The organism is Siculibacillus lacustris (genome assembly GCF_004328075.1).
Lineage (GTDB): Bacteria > Pseudomonadota > Alphaproteobacteria > Rhizobiales > Ancalomicrobiaceae > Siculibacillus > Siculibacillus lacustris.
The window spans coordinates 108,084-125,800 of record NZ_SJFN01000007.1 but is presented as its reverse complement, the minus strand read 5'-3'; the positions used below and the strand labels follow the sequence as shown (position 1 = coordinate 125,800).

Below are 17,717 nucleotides of genomic sequence, written 5' to 3'. Positions count from 1 at the left end.
CGCGTGCGACGTGTCGTGACGGCGCTCGTGGTCTGTCTGTCGACGGGGCTGGCCGGCTGTTCGACGCTGCCCGGGCAGGGACCCTCGGCCTCCGACGTCGCCGGTACCGCCCAGAGCGCGCCCAACGAACACTACGACGGCTATCTCGTCACCCGCCTCGATTCCCGCGTCGCCGGCATTCTGGCGCGCAAGAACGGCGCGAGCTTCCACGGCCGATTCGCCGACCATCGCCCCGCCCCCTCACAGGTGATCGGCGTCGGCGACGCCCTCTTGGTGACCATATGGGAGGCCGCCGCCGGCGGTCTGTTCTCGAGCCCGGTGATCGACCGCGCCTCGCCCGGATCCCATACCGCGACCATCCCCGAGCAGGTGGTGGCCCGCGACGGCTCGGTCACCGTGCCCTATGCCGGCCGCATCCAGGTCGCCGGACTGACCCCGCCCGAGGTCGAGCGCCGCGTCGTCAAGGCGCTGAGCGGCAAGGCCATCGAGCCGCAGGTCCTTGTGACGATCAGTCGCAACCTGTCCAATTCGGCGACCGTCGCCGGCGAAGTCACCCAAGGCGCGCGCGTGCCGCTGTCGTCGCGCGGCGACCGCATCCTCGACGTCGTCGCCACCGCCGGCGGCATCCGCTCGCCGGTCCACGAGACCTTCATCACCCTGACCCGCGGCGGCCGTTCGGCCACCGTGCCGATGCAGGTGCTGCTGACCTCGCCGGAAGAGAACATCTTCGTGTGGCCCGGCGACACCCTGACGTTGACCCGCTCGCCCCAGAGCTTCACCGCCTTCGGCGCCAGCGGCCGCAACGCGCTGGTCACCTTCGACGCCCTCGGCATCTCGCTCGAGGAGGCGGTCGCCAAGGCCGGCGGCCTGCTCGAGTATCAGGCCGATCCGTCGGGCGTGTTCCTGCTGCGCTCGGAGACCGCCGAGACCGTCCGGGCGATCGATCCGTCCTACCCGATCGCCCCCGGCGTCGACCGGATCAACGTCGTCTACCGGGTCGACATGCGCGATACCAACACCTATTTCCTGGCCCGGCAGGTCCGTGTCGAGAACAAGGACATCGTCTATATCGCCACGGCGCCGATCAACGATCTCCAGAAGATCTTGCAATTGGTACAGATGACGGCCTCCCCGGCCGCCACCGCCCGCACCTTGGCCAACTGATTTCGACGTGCGCCGCGGCCCGATGTCGTGGCGAGAACGATTGCCCTCGGCCGTCGAATCGACGAAGGCTTGCAGCGCATCATTCGCGGGGCCACCGGCGGGGTCGATCATGCGCATCGGATTGTCGAGGTTCACCAGGGCGAGCGCCAAGGCGTCCGGCGCCAAGGCCGCAGAGGTCGCCGCGGCGCTGTTCGGCGGCGGCGGGGGCTTCGACGAGGCCGAACTGCGCGCTTGGGAGGCGGCCGAGGCCGACGCCGAGATCGACGCCTTCGTGTCCCGACTCGCCGATCATCTCGGCGCGCTCGAGGGCCACGGCGGCCGTGCGGCGATCGAGGCCGTGGCCCGGCGGGTGCCGCAGGTGCTGGTCGGCCGCCGCCGCCGGGTCGCCGCGACACTTCGCCTCGCCGGCCTCGACGCCGGCTTCCGGGCCGCGGTGCGCGACGGCGACGCGGCCCGCGATCGCCGCGACTGGGGCGCCGGCGAACACGCCTTCTGGCGGGCGCTGCAGATCTTCCCGTTCCATCCCGGCTACCGCGTCCAATATGCCCATTGCCTGAAGGAACAGGACAAGTGGGTGGATGCCGAGCTCGAGTACCGCTCGGCCCTGGCGCTCGGCAATCGCGATGCCGACCTCGCCGTCCACATCGATTTCGTCTCCCGCCGCCGCGGCGCGCCGGCCGATCCCGCGGTACTCGCCCGGGTCGCCGGCTGGTGGAGCGTTCCCGATCCGCGGCCGCTCGCCGTGCCGCCGCTGCGCGCCGACGTCGAGGCGCTGGTCGCGCTGTTGCTCGGGCGCGGTCCCGCCCACCTCGCCGAGATCGCCGATCTGCTGGCCGCCAATGCCAGCCTCGCCGAGATCGTGGACCGCCTGATCGGCCATCCCGCCTTCGTGACGGCCAATCGCGATCTCCTCACGCTGCTGGTCGAAAGCGGATGGCGCCGATGACGACGGACCTGACCTTCACCATCGTCGTCAACACCTACAACCGCGCCGCCTGGCTCGCCGAGACCCTGGCGGCGCTGCGCGCGCTGCGCGGGCCGGCCTTCGAGGTGGTGGTGGTCGACGGCCCCTCCACCGACGGCACCGCCGCGCTGCTCGCCGCCCAGGCCGGGGCGATCAAGGTGCGGCGCTGCGCGGAAGCCAATCTGTCGATGTCGCGCAACATCGGCATCGCGGCGGCGGCGGGCGACATCGTCGCCTTCATCGACGACGACGCGGTGCCCCATCCCGACTGGCTGATCGAGCTCGCCGCCCCTTACGCCGACCCGGCGGTCGGGGCGGTCGGCGGCTTCACCATCGACAACACCGGCGTCCGCTTCCAGGTCCGCAAGACCATCTGCGACCGCTTCGGCAACGCCCATTCGGTGTCGCCGCTGTTCGACGAGCGGCCGTTGTGCTTTCCCGGCACGCCGGCCTATCCGAGCCTGCTCGGCACCAATTCGTCGTTCCGTCGGTCGATCCTCCGGGAGATCGGCGGCTTCGACCACACCTTCGTCTATCTCCTCGACGAGACCGACGTCTGCCTGCGCATCGTCGATGCCGGCCACCAGATCCACTATGCGCCGCGCGCCCTGGTGTTCCACCAGTTCGCCGAATCCCACATCCGTAACGTCCGGCGTCTTCCCAAGACCCTCTACCCGTCGTCGGTGAGCAAGGCCTATTTCGTCCAGCATCACGGCGCCCGCGCCGAGACCGATCGCGCCGCGCTCCAGCTCGAGGCCTATCGCGACGAGATCCTGCGCTCCAACGCCTGGCTGTTCACCCATTCCGACATCTCGGCCGAACATCGCAGCTCGCTCGATCAGGATCTCGGCTGGGGCATCGCCGAAGGGCTCGAACGGGCCCGCGCCGCCGCCGGGCGCACCACCGGCGACCTCGTGTCGAGCGAAGACGTGGCCTTCCTACCGATGCCGCGGCCCAACGACGCGCTGACCATCGTCCTGGTCAGCCGCTCCTTCCCGCCCGCCAACGATGCCGGCATCGCCCGCTGGACCTCGATGGTCGCGCGCGGGTTGGCGGCGCGCGGGCACGCCGTGCACGTCGTCACCGGCACCCAGGGCGAGCGCAACATCGCCTTCCGCGACGGCTTCTGGCGCCACGAGATCCACCCCGACGACGCCGGCGGCGCGGTCGTCGCCGCCGATCTCGACCTGCCGCCGAACATCGCCGCCTGGGCCGCGGCGGTGCGCCGTGAGGTCGCCTCGCTGGCGAGTTTCGGCGTCGACGTGGTGTCCTTCCCGGTGTGGGACGTCGAAGGCGCCGCCCTGCTCGACGGCTGCGACGCCGCGGTGGTGATGAGCCTGCACACGACCTATGCCCTGGCCAAGCCGTTCAAGCCCGAATGGTCGGCGCGGCCCTTGTACGAGCACTTCATGGTGCGCCGGATGATCGCCCACGAGGCCGATCTCCTCCGCCGCACCCCGACCATCCTGGCCAATTCCGAGGCGATCGTGAACGACCTCGAGGCGACCTACGGCGTGACCTTCCGCGATCGCGCCGCGGTGGTGCCGCACGGCACCCTCGATCCCCTGGCCGCGTCGCCCGCCCGCCGCACGGCGCGCGCCGCAGACGGCTTCCTGGTCGGTTGGGTCGGCCGCTTCGAGCCGCGCAAGGGCATCGACGTCGCCGCCGCGGCGCTGGTCCGCCTGCTCGCCGAAGTGCCCGGCGCCCGGGTGGTGTTCGCCGGCGACGACCTCGACGCCGAAGGCCGCGCAATCTTCGCTGCGGCAGGGGCGAGCGCGCTCGTCGACGATCCCCGCGTCGGCTTCGTCGGCTCGCTGTCGCGCAGCGCCCTCGACGATCTCTATGCCAAGTGCGACGTGGTGGTGATGCCGAGCCGCTACGAGAGCTTCGGCCTGGTGGCGATCGAAGCGGCGGCGGCCGGCGCGGTGGTGGTCGCCGGCGCGGTCGGCGGCCTTGCCGAGGTGGTCCGCCACGGCGAGACCGGTTTCCTGGTGCCCTTCGACGGTACGGAAGTCGCGACCATCGCCCGCCATCTCGTCGACCTCGCCCGCGATCCCGACCGCCGCCGGACCATGGGTGCGGCGGCGCGGCGTCTCTACGAGACCGACTACACCGTCGAGGCGATGGTCGACGGCATCGAGCGCGTCTACGCCCGCGCCGTCGCCGAACGGAGGAAGACCCCGTGACGCCGCTGCCCGAACTCGTCGAATTCGCCCATACCCAGTTTCTCGGACGCGGTCTCGCCGCCGAAGAGGTCGACGGGATCGTTGCCCTGCTCGGGTCGCGGGCCGAACTGCTCGCCGCGCTGATCCTGCGCGAGGGTGCGCTCGACGGCGAACCGGCGCTGGCCGATCGCCTCGCCGAGATCGCCCGGCGCGGCCATACCGCCGCCTCGACGCCGCGACGCCGGCGCGGCGACGCGGTCGGGGCTCGCGAACGCGCTCGTGCGGTGGCCGACGCGCTGGCCGCGGTGCTCGCCGCCGAGGCCGAGCACGCCCGATTGACGAACACGCTGCACGATGCCATGACGCGCCTGACCGGCGACCGCGACGAGCAGGGGGCCTCCCTCGGCTACCATTGGTTCGTCGGTCGCGAATCCGACCGTTGATCCGGCTCCGGCCGCGCCCTCGGGCCGATCCGACTCGAACGATCCACGGAACCAGCCTGCGGGAGCCCGCCATGTCCGAGACCGAAGTCCTCGCGCTCCTGACCGACCTCAAGCGCGAAGTCGCCGACATCAAGGTGGCTCTCGCCACCTCGCAGCGCACGCTGCGCGAGGTCCGCGATCTCGTCGGCCCCTTCGGCGTGGCGATGCCCGACGGCTCTATGCTGGTCCAGACCCTCTACGGCATCAAATATCTGATCGATCCGCTCGATCTGATCATCGGACCGCAGCTGATCGTCTACCGCCAGTGGGAGGCCGACCTCAGCGCCATGACCTGGGCTCACGCCCACAAGGACATGGTCTTCGTCGACGTCGGCGCCAATTTCGGTTACTTCACCTGCTTGCTCGGCAGCCGCATCGGCCGCACCGGGTCCGGTCGCGTCTACGCGGTCGAGCCCAATCCGGCCTGTATCGAACTCCTGCGCAAGAACGTGGCGATCAACTGGTCGATGGCGCCGATCACCATCCACCCTTGCGCCGTCGGTGCGGCCTCCACCCAACTCGATCTGGTGGTGCCGAAGAACCGCTCGGCCAACGGCGCCCTGGTCGGCCGCCGGCCGGCGCCGATCGCCGCCACCGATGCGGTCTACACCGTCGCCGTCGAGCCGCTCGACGATCTCCTGCCCGAGGGCGAGGTGGTCGATCTGATCAAGATCGACGTCGAAGGCCACGAATGGGCGGTGCTCGCCGGCGCCCGCAAGGTCGTCGCCCGCTCGCCCGGCCTGCGCATCATCATGGAATGGGCGCCGCTGCAGATGACCTCGGCCGGTTATACCGCCGACGACATGGTCTCCCTGTTCGACGAGCTCGGCCTCGACGCCTATCGCCAGACCCCGGGTTTCCGCCTCGCCGAGCCGTCCGGAACGCCGCTCGACCGCGCCGCGCTGGGGGCGCTGTCCTACGACAACATCGTCCTGGCGCCGCGCCCGCGCGGCTGAGGCGGCGGCCGGTCGTTCGGCGTCAGCCCGTCGAGGAAGGCCTCGATGGTGCGGAAATAGGCCGCCTGATCGGCGTCGACGGCCGCCGGCAGGGTGCCGCGCGGCGCGGCGCGATCGGCCGCCAGTCGCGCCTCGATCGCCGCCACCCAGCCCGGCCCGTCGATCGGATCGATCAGCACGACGTTCGCCCCGCCGATCTCGCGGTGCGCCGGAATGTCCGAGGCGATCACCGGGATGCCGATCTCGCTCGCCTCCAGGATCGGCAGGCCGAAGCCCTCGGCGTGCGACGGCATCAAGAGCCCGCGCGCCCCGGCCAACAGTCGCTTCAGCGCCGCCGACGACAGGCCCGACACCACGTGGATGAGCCCGGTGGTCGCCTGGGCCCGCGTCAGCCGGTCGACGATCGACTTGCCCAACCATCCCGGCGAGCCGACCACCACCAGATGCGGCGTCGCCGCGCCGTGGCGCACCACCAGGCGTTTCCACACCTCGCGCAGCAGGTCGTGGTTCTTGCGCGGCTCGATCGCCCCGCAGATCACGAAATAATCGATGCCGGCGAGCCGCGGCTCGGCGGCGATCGGCCCGCCGAACACCGAGGCGAGCGGCAGCGCCGCCGCCACGGTGGCGAGGTCCGGGCGCCCGGCTTCGGCCAACGCCGCGCGGATCTCGTCGCGGGCGGTGGTTGTGGTGGTCAGGAGCCCGGCCGCCCAGCGCGCCGTCGAGGCGACCATGGTGGCATGGTGGCGGGTCGATTCGGCCTCGACGAGGTCGGTCGCGGTGAGCGGGATGACGTCGTGCAGCATGAATACCGGCCGCACGTCGGGCCGCGCGTCGAGCCAGCGCAGGAGCAGCGGCACGGTCAGCGCGGTGTGGCCGATGTTGAGATAGACCGCGCCCGGCGGCACCGCCCGGCGCACCGGCCGGCCGAAGGAGAAGCCGGTGGCCGCCAGCAGCGACCCCATCCGCCGTGTCTGGCGCCACAGGCCCGGGTTCCACGCCGCCGCCCAGTCGACCGCCGGGCCGCCGGCCAGCGCCGTGCACAGGCTCGCCCACACCTTGTCCTGGTCGAGCCGCCGGTTCTCCGCCAACAGCGCCTCGAGCCGGTCGAGCCCGGCCCGCACCCGGTCGCCGGAGAACACCCGCATGCCCCAGAAGGTCGGCAACACGCCGACGCAGTCGCGGCTGGGGTGATCGAAGAAATGGCGGGCGAAGGCGTGATCGACCCGGTCGATGCCGCGCGGCGTCCGGCTCAGCGGGCCGAGGAACAGGCGCGTCACGTCGTAGGCGATGGCTGACGGCATGGTCCGACCGGTTCGCGAGAGGCGGGGAGGGCGAGCCGCCCGGACGGCCGGCGACGCCCCGCATCCGCCGCGGCGAGTCGCGCCGCCCGTTTCTCTTGACACTTCGCCCGCCATCCGACAAGCGATCGGGCGGCACGGCACCGCTCCGTCGACCGCCGGTCCCCGGTGCGCCGGATCGGGTCGCCCGGGAGAGACCGCATGACCACCGCCGCACCGCGCCGCCGCGTCCTGATCGACGGGTTCAATCTCGGCCTGCCCAAGGGCACCGGCGTCGCCACCTACGCCCGCAATCTCAGCCATGCCGCCCAGGCGCTGGGCTGCGAGACCGAAGTGCTCTACGGCCTCGCCCACAGCCGGCCGGCGCGCTCGTCGCTGCTGCGCGAGATCGCCTTCTTCGATCCGACCACGCCGTCGTCCGGCTGGGGCGCGGCGATGGCGGCGATCGGCCGGCATCTGCCGCGGCCCTTCGGCGTCCCGACCTTTCCGATTCCGGTCACCGGCGCGGTCGTCCTCGACGGCCACGGCGCCCGGCTGCCGAGCTTCGACCGGATCTCCAATGCCACCGATCTGTTCCGCATCGCCGAGATCGCCTTCGCGCTGACCGGCCGCTTCACCCGGGTTCGCCACGATCGCCCGATCGACGTCGCCCACTGGACCTATCCGCTGCCGGTGCGCCTGCCCGGCGCCCGCAACGTCTATACGATGCACGATCTGGTGCCGTTGCGGCTGCCCTTCACCACGCTCGACGACAAGGCCTACTACCTGCGCCTGATGCGCCGGATCGTCGCCGACGCCGATCACATCGTCACCGTCTCGGAGACCTCGCGCGACGACATCGTGCAACTGCTCGGCTGCCCGCCCGACAAGGTGACCAACACCTATCAGGCGGTGTCGATGCCGCAGGGTCTCCTCGACAAGAGCGACGAAGAGGTCGCCGCCGAGGTCGAGGGCGCCTTCGGCCTGCCCTACAAGGGCTATTTCCTGTTCTTCGGGGCGATCGAGCCGAAGAAGAACGTCGGCCGGCTGGTCGAGGCCTATCTGGCCAGCGGGCTCGACGAGCCCTTGTTCGTGCTCGGACCGCAGGGCTGGAAGGCCGACGACGAGGTCCGGCTGATCGACGACAGCACCCGTCTGCGCAAGGAGCTCGGGCCGGCCGCGGCGACCAAGGGGGCGCGGATCCGGCGCTTCGACTATGCCCCGTTCCGCCTCCTGGTCAGCGCCATCCGCGGCGCCAAGGCGGTGGTGTTTCCCTCGCTCTACGAGGGGTTCGGCCTGCCGATCCTGGAGAGCATGTTGCTCGGCACGCCGGTGATCACCTCCGATCGCGGCGCCATGCGCGAAGTGGCGGGCGACGCGGCGCTCCTGGTCGACCCCTACGATCCCGGCGACATCGCCGCGGCGATGCGTCGGCTGTCGAGCGACCCGGCGCTCTGCGCCGACCTCTCCGCCCGCGGCCGGGCCCGCGCCGCGACCTTCTCGCCCGAGGCCTACGGCGCGCGGCTCACCGCGCTGTGGGATCGATTGCGGTGACGCGCCGACGCTGCCAAGGTTCCGGAGCGCCGCTCGAATCGCCGACCGCCGTCGGGGCGGCCGACCTGCCAGAGGATGCCGAATGACCAACCCTGTGGATCTCGAAGCCCTGGTGCGGCTGATCGGCCCCGATTCCCGGCCGAATCTCAACCCGCTGATGATGAAGCTGCGCAACCTCGATGCGCTCGCCCTCAGCGTGAAGTACTTCGGCTACGAACTGGCCCATTCGCTGGCCCAGTCCCTGCCGGTGCGCAGTGGTCTGTTTCCCCGCCACGTCGGCCTGCGCTCCAAGCCCTCCACCCAGGCGGATCTGGAGAGCGAGTGGGCGGCGGTGTGGCTGCAGGAGCTCAAGCTGCCCTTCGTCTATCATCGCAAGCTCTGGGAATTCGCCTATGTGCTCCAGGCGATCTGGGAGCACGGCAGCTTGCGCGAGAACGCCCGCGGCCTCGGCTTCGGCTGCGGCATGGAACCCTTGCCGAGCTATCTCGCCGCCCGGGGCGTCGACGTCACCGTCACCGATCTCGAACCGCAGCAGTCCGCCGCCGCCGGCTGGTTGCGCACCGCCCAGCACGCCGCCACCCTCGATCACGCCTACAAGGCCGATCTGGTCGACCGCGCCACCTTCGACCGGCGCGCCCGTCTCGAATTCGTCGACATGACGGCGATCCCGAAGCATCTTCAGGACTACGACTTCTGCTGGTCGATCTGCGCCTTCGAACATCTCGGCTCGATCGCCGCCGGCCTCGACTTCATCGCCAATTCGTTGGCGACGCTGCGCCCGGGCGGGCTCTCGGTGCACACCACCGAGTTCAACTTCCTCGACGATCGCCAGACCATCGACAATTGGCCGACCGTGCTCTTCCAGAAGCGTCACTTCGCGGCGATCGCCGAACGCCTGCGGGCCGCCGGGCACCAGGTCGCCGAACTCGATTTCGACGTCGGGATGAAGCCGCTCGATCGCTTCGTCGACGTGCCGCCCTGGGCCCACGACATGTCGGACTACATGAAGGGCACCTGGGGCACCCACACCGCCCACCTCAAGCTGGCCATCGACGGCTTCGTCAGCACCTGCTTCGGTCTCGTGATCGTCAAGGCGGAGTGACCGCCTCGCCGATCCGCACCAGATGGGTGCCGCGCAGCTCGAGGATCCCCTCGATGGCGCCTTCCCAGGTGGAAATGCGCAGCTGCACCGGTTCGCGCGGCTCGAACACGTCGAAACTGGCGCGCACCGAAAAACGTCCGGCGGCCGGCAGCGCGAAATTGTTGGCGACCAGCACCGTGCCATGGAAGATGTCGACCTCCAGCCGGTTGCCTGAGAGGTTCTCAGCCACTTCCAACTCGACCTCGAGCTCCCACAGGCCCTGCGGCAGACTCAGATAGGGCCCGTAGACGAGACAGCGGGCCGGGCCCAGGAGGTCGATCGGTCCGTCCACACTGTCGTCGGGCCGTCCGCCCGGAATGAACATCTCGAGCGGCCAGTGCACCCGGGTCGGCAGCCGCCCTTCCGACATCTCGCGGAGTGTGCGCAACAAGGGCGCGATCGCCCGTTCGTCCGCCGCCGACAGGCCCTCGAGGGCCTGACCGCGCGGCCGGGCGTGGGGCCACAGGGCGAGAAAGCCGGCCTCCACCTCGTCGCTCGGACCGAGCTCGCCGCCGGGGTCGACCCGCCGCATGATCTCGGCGAGATGCGTCGCCTCCAGGGTGATGCCGAACTGGGCCGCGGCGACGCCGAAGAAATCGGCGAAACTCGACGCCACCTCCCGGTGCATCAACAGGGTCGACTCCTCGGCGACGAAGTCGGCGATCGTCGTCAGGCACTGGTTGGCGAGGCGCACCGCCCAGCGCCAGTCCATCTCGCGCTCCCGCATGATGAAACCGACGACGTCCTCGGGATCCTCCAGGAACACCAGGGCGGGCGCCCGCGCCTGGACGAAGACGTCGACGATCTGCCGTTCCGGGCAGTCGGAGAAGAAGAAGAGATGCGGCCGCGTGCGCTGCGACCACGCCTCGCGCAGCCCGGCGATCTCCACCGCGGTGACGTAGTCGACGTCGACCAGCGCCACGTCGGTCATGATCCGCAGGAGATAGAGGCCCCACTGGGTATATCCTGACGGCGGCCCCAGGGTGGTGATCAGCATCGCGTCTCGTCTCCGCGGGCCCCGAGCCGCCCGCTCCTCGTCCGTCGGCGCACCGGCGCTCCCGCGTTCACAGCGTCGAATAGATGCTGATCGCCAGGTCCAGGTCGTCGAACACCCGCCCGCGGCCGGCCTTCAGCACCAGGGCCTTGTCGCAATATTGGCGGATGATCCCGATGTCGTGGCTGACCAGGATCATCGCCGAATTCTTGCGCTTGATGAACAGTTCCTCGTGGCACTTGCGCTGGAAGCGCTGATCGCCGACCGAGATCACTTCGTCGATCAGGAAACAGTCGAAGTCGACCGCCAGCGTCAGGCCGAAGGCGAGGCGCGCCCGCATCCCCGACGAATAGGTCTTGACCGGCAGCAGCAGGTGGCGTCCGAGCTCGGCGAAGTCGTCGACCGCCGCCACCGCGTCGGCGACCGGGATGCCGTAGACCCGGGCGATGAAGCGGATGTTGTCGACGCCGCTCATCGTCGCCTCGAAGCCGCCGCCGAAGGCGATCGGCCAGGACATGAACAGGCCGCGCTCGATGGTGCCGGCGGTCGGCGGTTCGACGCCGCCGATGATCTTGACCAGCGTCGACTTGCCGGCGCCGTTGCGCCCGAGCACCGCGATCTTCTCGCCGGCGCCGATCTCGAAGCCGATGCCGTCGAGCACCCGCCGGACCCCGATCTGGGTGTGGTAGTCCTTGACGATGCCGGTGAGGCGGATGGTCGGCCGCGCGCCGCCGTCGACGTCGCAGACCTTGGGCGGCAGATGCGCCCGCCGCATCACCGGCGGCCCGACCCGGGTCCGCATCATCGGCGGCACCAGCCGGCGCAACGACAGGGGCAGGGCATCGGCCATCAGCGATGTTCCAGGGTCGAGGCGACGAAGGTCCGGGCGATCCACCACACCGCGAAGGCGAGGCCGGCGACCAACAGGATGTCGGTCAGGCGCCGCGGCAGGGTCGGCTGGTCGGGCTTGCTCGGCACCACGATGGTCTGCAGATAGATGCGCTGCGACTGGGATTCCTGGCGGGCCTTCTCGAGCTCGATCATCGCCGTGCCGAGCGACCGCGCCGCCAGCTCCCGCTCCAGCATCAGCATCTCGTAGCCCTGCAGCTTGCCGGCGATCGACCCCGGGCCGCCGACCACGCTGCGTTGGCGCTTGGCCAGTTCCTCGCGGTAGGACTTGATCTTCTCGCGCTGCGGCGCGATCCCCGGGCTGTCGGGGGCCATCGCCAGCTGCTGCGCGAGGCTCGCCTCCTGGCGCGAGATCTCGGTGACCAGGGTACCCAGCGCGGCCAGCGTGTCGGCCGATTCGCGCCCCGGATCGACCACCATCTCGCGATTGCGATAGTCGGCGAGCCGCTTCTCGACGTCGGTCATGCGCGCCCGCGATTCGGCCACCAGCGCCTCGCCGAAGCCGATCGCGTCGCCGTTGGCGCGGGCATTGAGGCGGTTGACGAAGGCCTCGCCCTTGGCGATCAGCGCCGCGGCGAGGCGGGTGGCGTCGTCCGGTCGCGACGCACGCACCTCGAGCAGCGAGATGCCGGTCGAGGTGTCGACCGACACGTCGACCATGCGCCGGTAGGCCCGGTAGAACTGCTCGTCGTTGACCTTGCCGAAGGGGCCGGGATAGCGCGAGAACACGTCGGCTTCCGGCCGCGCCATCACTTCGCGCAGCCCGTCGTCGTGGGCGAGCAACTGGGCGGCGTCGCGCGACAGGATGTATTCGCCGACCGCATGGGTCTCGTCGACCGCGCGCGACATGCCCTGGGTCTGCATCAGAATGGCGAGCCCGCCGCCGTCGCCGCCGTGCGCCGCCGCCCGCACGATGAACTTGGCTTCCGAGACGTAGACGTCGGAGGCGATCCATCCGAACAGCACCGTCGCCGCCACCACCGGCACCACGAACAGCGACAGGAAAAGGGCGTTGCGCCGCAGGAACCCGGCACGCGTCGGCGGTGCCCCGTCGGCCTCGGTCCACTCCGTCTCGTCCTCGGGGGTGAGGAGCGCCGACATCTCGATCCGCCGCAGCGGCCGCGCCGCGCCGACCTCGGCGGGCGGCGCCAGCGACGGCGTCTCGTGGCGGACGATGGTGGGCGTGTCGCGGCTCATGATTCCATCCGAACGTGCTTCTGCGCGTATTGCACCAGGGTCACACCGATCGCGGTGGTGACGATGCAACTGACGAGCAGGAAGACCGGATCCCACGCGGTCTCGACCATCGACCCGAACAGGCCGCAGCGGAACATCTCGAAGCCGTTGACCAGCGGCGACCAGGCGAGGATGCGCTGGGCCTCCACCGGCAGCCACGCCACCATGTAGAACGATCCGGTGACCGGCAGCGACAGGTACATGATCGGCCCGACGAAACGTTCGACCGCTTCCGAGAGTTCCGTCAGGCCGGCCAGGATCAGCCCGAAGCCGAAGGAGAACCACGACATCAGGATCCACGCCGAGAGCAGGATCAGCGGATCCTCCATCGGTTCGAGAGCCCCGAGCAGGACCAGCGGCACATAGGCGATGTAGAAGGCCGCGAGCCCGCCGACGCTCTCCAGGATCGCCCGCGCCACCAGGATGTCGAGGAAGCGGATGTTGCGATGGAACACCAGACCGATGTTCTGGCGCATCGCATGGACCGAGCGGAACACGATGTGGCGCCACAGGGTCAGCAACGAATAGCCCGACAGCACGAAGGGGATGACCCCGATCGAATGGCCATGGGTGCCGCCGGTGAAGGTCCACACCACCATCACCCCGAGGGTCAGGATCAGCGGCTCGCCCATCACCCAGAAGAAGCCGAGGTTCTCATGGCCGAAGCGGGTCAGCGCCTCGCGGATCATCAAGGCCGAGATCACCCGGCGTTGCACCGCCAGCGAGGCGAGGAAATCGCCGGGCGGCACCGGGCGGATCGGGTCGGGAGCGGCGAGGCTCATTGCGCGTGTTCCCCCGCGCCGACCGTGACGATCCACACCACCGCGAACACCGAGAAACCGAGCACCAGTACGGTGAACAGACAGCGCAGCCGCTCCGGCTCGGTCGATTCGTCGGGCAGGTTGGCCGAGACCACCTCCTCGATGTAGATGTGCTGGCGGCGCACCTCCTGGCGGGCCGTCTCCAGCGCCCCGAGGGCCGCCGCGAGGCTCTTGTCGGCGATGTCGCGGCGCAGCGCCAACTGGTCGTAGATCGCCACCTTGCTCGCCAGCGAGCCGTCGCCGCCGGTCATCTTGGCGCGTTCCAGCCGCACCCGCTCGTCGAGCGCCGCGATCTTGGCCTTCAGCGACGGGATGCTGGGATTGTTCGGCGAGGACGACTGCAGCTCGCGCAACTGTACCGAGGCGAAGGCCAGATCGGTGTTGAGGTTGCCGATCGTCTCGATCAGCGACACGATCGACTTGGACGGGTCGACCAGGACCTCGCGGTTGCGGAAGGCGGTGACTTCGGCCTGGGCCGCCAGGACCGCGTCTTCGGCGCGCCGGACCTCGGTCTGGGCGCCGCCCATGGCGTCCTGCTGCGCCCGCTCGTTCATCCGGTTGACCATCGCCTCGGCCATGCGCAGCAGCGTATTGGCCAGAAGCTGGGAATCCTGCGGGCGGAAGGTGACCACACGAAGGCTGAGGATGCCTTTGACCGAATCCTCGTGCACCGAGATGTGGTCGAGGAAATAATCGTAGAGCGCCTCGTTGGAATCGGTCCGCCAGATCCGGGGATGGCGCGACAGCCGATCCGCCTCCGGGCGAGTGAAGATCGCCCGGATGTCGACGCCCTCGGCCGGCAGGGCCGCGACCACGTCGCGCGACAACAGAAACTTCTGGATCAGAAAGGCGTCGTCGACGGTCTTGGCGAGGCCGAACGAGCGGAACAGCATGTCGATGCCGCTCATCCGCGAACTCGACACCGAGCGCACGATGAAACGGGCCTCCGACGCGTAGCGCGGTCCGGCCAGGACACCGTAGAACACCGCCGCCGACAGGGTCGGCACGATCACCGCGAGCACGAACACCCATCGGGTGATGCGGGCGCGCATCCGCACCAGCGCGACGTAGGCTTCGGAGGCACGATTGGCGGGGTCGCGGTCGGTGGCGACGGCGACGGTCCTCGACGCGCTCCGCAGGATACGGTTCATACTCGTCCAGTCTCTCCGGTCGACGACGACGCACCCGTCAGGGTACCCGATATTCGCCCCCCGGTCACCTTTCGGCACCGGGCGTGCCGGGCGCCGTCGTCCCGTGGCCCATCGTCGCGATCGGGCGTCGGCGCCTTTGTTTCCGAGCCGGGGACTGGACAGATACCGACCGACACGGTCCAATCGGCCCGATCAACCGCCGCGCCGGCCGGGCTGCGGCACCCACCTCTTCGTCGACGACGCGCTCCCGCCCTCGAGAGCGCCGTCCGACCCAGTCGGATCGCGGTGCGATCGCCCTCGCTCGCCCGCCGAATGGAGCCTCATGGGCCGCCCGAACAAGTCGATCGTCATCGCCTGCACGCTCAGGTCGGGATCCAATCTCCTGTGCGAACTCCTCCACCGCCTCGGCTATGCCGACGCCACCGAGTTCTTCCAGGAATCGCGCTATTACAACCGGCTGAGCGCCAATCGCCCGGATCTGCCGCAGCCACCGTCGATCCTGGAGCTGCGCAGCGAGTTCGAAGCCCGTCACGCCGGTCTCGACCACTACGGCGTGAAGTGGAACCTCGCCCAGTACGAACTGTTCCTCGAGACCATCGCCGGCCAGATCGAGGCCCGCGACTTCGCCGACTGGCTGCCGAACGCGGTGTGGATCCGCCTGAGCCGCCGCCACGCCATCGATCAGGCGGTGTCGCTGGTGCTCGCCCGCAAGACCGGCATCTGGGTCTACGGCGACCTGCCGGCGATCGAGAAGGCACCGGTCTACGACTTCGACGAGATCTGGGCGACCTTCGTCGATCTCGCCGTGGAAGAAGCCCGCTGGAACGATCACCTGCGGCGGATCGGCGTCGTCTCGGTGCCGGTCGTCTACGAGGACTTGATCGACGACTACGGCGGCACGATGCGGCGCATCCTGGCGGTGGTCGATCCGGCCGCCGTCGATCGGGTGGCGCCCGGCGAGGCGCTGCCGCCCGGTCTCCTCAACCAGTCGATCGGCAATCCCAACGCCGCCGAGTTCATCGAACGCTTCGCCGCCGATCTCGCCGCCGGCCGCCGCTCCGATCACGACGTCGCCGAGATCCTGTGGCCGCTGATCGAGCAGATGACCAGTCGGCGCGACGTCGATCTGTTCTCGCGCTTCCTCGGCGACCACGCCGGTCACCATCCGGTGATCCGCAAGCTCGACCTGCGCCGCCTCGCGGCGGTCGAGGGCGACGTCTTCTGGGACGAGCGGCCGCATTTTCTCGACGGCATCGCGGTGCGCCTGACTCCCGGAGCGAGCCTGCGCCTCGAAGCCACCTTCGCCCGCCTGTTCATCGAATTCCTCGGTCATCCCTGGTCGGGCACCGTCAAGATCGACGTCGACGGGGTGACCGAGAAGCTCTCGCTGTACAGTCCCTCGACGGTGACCGTGCCGTGGCTGCTGACCTTCGAGGACACGCGGGCGCGGGTGATCACCCTGCGTCCGCTCTCCGAGGCGTCGCGGCTCTCCGACGGTTACGAGGTCTGGACCCAGCGGGTCTGGATCAGCGCCGACGCGGAGTGAACCGCGCCGGCGTCGGCCCTCAGCGCCGGGACTCGAGCGCGGTGATCAGTTCGGCGGTGGGATAGCCGTCGGCCGGCAGTCCGACCTTGACCTGAGCGGCGCGGATCGCGCTGCGGGTCGCTTGGCCGAGGCGCCCGTCGGGTGTCTCGTCGGTGAAGCCGGCCTTGACCAGGAGGCCCTGCAGGCGGCGCAACTGCTCGGGGGCCAGCGCCGCCGGCGCGCCGCGGCCGTGCGACACCGGCGCCGCACCGGCCAGCCGCGTGGCGAAATAGGCCGCGGTGGTCGAATAGACCATCGCCTTGTTCCAGCCGAGATAGGCCTGGAAATTCGGATAGGCGAGGAAGGCCGGGCCATTGCGGCCCATCGGCAGCCACAGCCAGGCCGGCGGCCCTCCGGCGGCGAGCGCGCTGCCGTCGGCGCGCTGCACCCCGAGGCCACGCCAGCCGGCGCGCTCGTGGGCGATCTCGGGATCGGCCTCGGCCCAGTTCATCTCGGCCGGCACCCGCACCTCCTCGAGCCACGGCTCGCCGCGCCGCCAGCCGAGATTCTTCAGGAAATTGGCGGCGGACGCCAGCGCATCGGGCACCGAGCGGATCAGGTCGCGCCGCCCGTCGCCGTCCTCGTCGACGGCATAATGGAAATAGTCGGACGGCGTGAACTGCATCGGCCCGAGCTCGCCGGCCCAGTCGCCGACCATTTCGGAAGGCTTGAGGTCGCCGCGCTCGACGATCCGCAGGAGGTCGATCAGCTCGGCCCGGAAGATGTCGCCGCGCCGGCAGTCGTAGGCCAGCGTCGCTACCGCGGTCGGCACATTGAACTTGCCGAGATCCGAGCCGAAGTCGGTCTCGAGCCCCCAGAAGGCCACCAAGACCGGTCCCGGCACGCCGTATTCCTGTTCGATCCGCCGCAGCAGGCCGGCATAGGTCTGGAGCAGGCGGGCGCCGCGCGTCAGCCGGTCGGCCGACACCATGCGGTCGGAGAACTGCAGGAAGGTCTGCTGGAACACCGCCTGACCATGGTCGCGCCGGACGATCGACGGATCGAAGGTGACGCCGGCGAGCCCCGCCTCGATCGCCGCGCGCGACACCCCGGCCGCCGCCGCTTCGGTCTTGACCCCGGCGAGCCACGCCTCGAAGCCTTCGCGGCGGCAGGACGTGTCGGCGAGCGCCGCGGAACTCGCGCCGCCGATCGCCAGGGCCATCGTCAGGAGCGTCGCCAGGGGCATGCGGTTCATGGGTCTCGTCTCGCGGGCCCGAATGCGGCGGGAACGGACGGCGCGCGACGGGGAGTCGGGCGGCGGCGGCTCGGATCGAGCCGCCGCGCGGTCGCTCGGGCGAATCGGCCGCGTCGCCGCCAA

General features: G+C 70.1%; 15 protein-coding genes. 8 read left to right on the top strand and 7 right to left on the bottom strand.

The annotated features are described in order from the left end of the window. Window positions 1-3: 3 nt before the first annotated feature. The 5 genes from EYW49_RS06650 to EYW49_RS06630 all read left to right on the top strand — a co-directional run bounded on the left by EYW49_RS06650 (window position 4) and on the right by EYW49_RS06630 (window position 5,731). Window positions 4-1,164, top strand: coding sequence for a polysaccharide biosynthesis/export family protein (locus EYW49_RS06650; protein WP_228259527.1), 1,161 nt, complete (start codon window positions 4-6; stop codon window positions 1,162-1,164). A 109-nt stretch (window positions 1,165-1,273) separates the two neighbouring features. Beyond that, window positions 1,274-2,110, top strand: coding sequence for a hypothetical protein (locus tag EYW49_RS06645; RefSeq protein ID WP_131307460.1), 837 nt, complete (start codon window positions 1,274-1,276; stop codon window positions 2,108-2,110). Further along, window positions 2,107-4,314, top strand: a complete 2,208-nt coding sequence (locus EYW49_RS06640; RefSeq protein ID WP_165498156.1) for a glycosyltransferase — start codon at window positions 2,107-2,109, stop codon at window positions 4,312-4,314. Before EYW49_RS06645 ends, EYW49_RS06640 begins: the two co-directional genes overlap by 4 nt. Further along, window positions 4,311-4,736: a hypothetical protein gene (locus EYW49_RS06635; RefSeq protein WP_131307456.1), complete on the top strand. Its 426-nt coding sequence runs from the start codon at window positions 4,311-4,313 to the stop codon at window positions 4,734-4,736. Before EYW49_RS06640 ends, EYW49_RS06635 begins: the two co-directional genes overlap by 4 nt. Before the next feature lie 71 nt (window positions 4,737-4,807). Then, entirely contained in the window at window positions 4,808-5,731 is a 924-nt protein-coding gene (locus tag EYW49_RS06630) for an FkbM family methyltransferase (RefSeq protein ID WP_131307454.1), read from the top strand. Here the strand turns inward: EYW49_RS06630 and EYW49_RS06625 are convergent. Next, on the bottom strand, window positions 5,692-7,032 hold the full coding sequence (locus EYW49_RS06625) for a glycosyltransferase (RefSeq protein WP_165498155.1): 1,341 nt from the start codon (window positions 7,030-7,032) through the stop codon (window positions 5,692-5,694). The two genes, EYW49_RS06630 and EYW49_RS06625, sit on opposite strands and share 40 nt — an antisense overlap. Before the next feature lie 198 nt (window positions 7,033-7,230). On the opposite strand from EYW49_RS06625, the gene EYW49_RS06620 reads away from it, so the two are divergent. Both EYW49_RS06620 and EYW49_RS06615 read left to right on the top strand, forming a co-directional pair. Then, a complete protein-coding gene (locus EYW49_RS06620; protein ID WP_228259522.1) occupies window positions 7,231-8,562 on the top strand; it encodes a glycosyltransferase family 4 protein in 1,332 nt (443 codons plus the stop codon). Window positions 8,563-8,644: 82 nt separating this feature from the next. Then, a complete protein-coding gene (locus EYW49_RS06615; protein ID WP_131307450.1) occupies window positions 8,645-9,664 on the top strand; it encodes an SAM-dependent methyltransferase in 1,020 nt (339 codons plus the stop codon). On the opposite strand, the gene EYW49_RS06610 is transcribed toward EYW49_RS06615, so the two are convergent. From EYW49_RS06610 to EYW49_RS06590, 5 genes are all read right to left on the bottom strand, one after another. Further along, a complete protein-coding gene (locus EYW49_RS06610; RefSeq protein WP_131307448.1) occupies window positions 9,651-10,700 on the bottom strand; it encodes a hypothetical protein in 1,050 nt (349 codons plus the stop codon). The genes EYW49_RS06615 and EYW49_RS06610 overlap by 14 nt on opposite strands. A 67-nt stretch (window positions 10,701-10,767) precedes the next feature. Beyond that, window positions 10,768-11,547, bottom strand: a complete 780-nt coding sequence (locus tag EYW49_RS06605; protein WP_228259521.1) for an ABC transporter ATP-binding protein — start codon at window positions 11,545-11,547, stop codon at window positions 10,768-10,770. Beyond that, window positions 11,547-12,803 carry a hypothetical protein gene (locus EYW49_RS06600; RefSeq protein WP_131307446.1) on the bottom strand — a complete coding sequence of 419 codons (1,257 nt, stop codon included), beginning with the start codon at window positions 12,801-12,803 and terminating at the stop codon, window positions 11,547-11,549. The genes EYW49_RS06605 and EYW49_RS06600 overlap by 1 nt, the downstream gene beginning before the upstream one ends. Next, window positions 12,800-13,624 carry an ABC transporter permease gene (locus tag EYW49_RS06595; RefSeq protein ID WP_131307444.1) on the bottom strand — a complete coding sequence of 275 codons (825 nt, stop codon included), beginning with the start codon at window positions 13,622-13,624 and terminating at the stop codon, window positions 12,800-12,802. The genes EYW49_RS06600 and EYW49_RS06595 overlap by 4 nt, the downstream gene beginning before the upstream one ends. Next, the gene (locus tag EYW49_RS06590) at window positions 13,621-14,814 is read right to left on the bottom strand and encodes a hypothetical protein (protein ID WP_131307442.1); all 1,194 of its coding nucleotides are present in this window, start codon (window positions 14,812-14,814) and stop codon (window positions 13,621-13,623) included. The genes EYW49_RS06595 and EYW49_RS06590 overlap by 4 nt, the downstream gene beginning before the upstream one ends. A 322-nt stretch (window positions 14,815-15,136) precedes the next feature. Here EYW49_RS06590 and EYW49_RS06585 point away from each other — a divergent pair, with 322 nt between their 5' ends. Then, window positions 15,137-16,360 carry a Stf0 family sulfotransferase gene (locus EYW49_RS06585; protein ID WP_131307440.1) on the top strand — a complete coding sequence of 408 codons (1,224 nt, stop codon included), beginning with the start codon at window positions 15,137-15,139 and terminating at the stop codon, window positions 16,358-16,360. Between the two features lie 19 nt (window positions 16,361-16,379). On the opposite strand, the gene EYW49_RS06580 is transcribed toward EYW49_RS06585, so the two are convergent. Beyond that, complete coding sequence (locus EYW49_RS06580; protein ID WP_228259520.1) at window positions 16,380-17,594, bottom strand: lytic murein transglycosylase; 1,215 nt, start codon at window positions 17,592-17,594, stop codon at window positions 16,380-16,382. Window positions 17,595-17,717 lie beyond the last annotated feature (123 nt).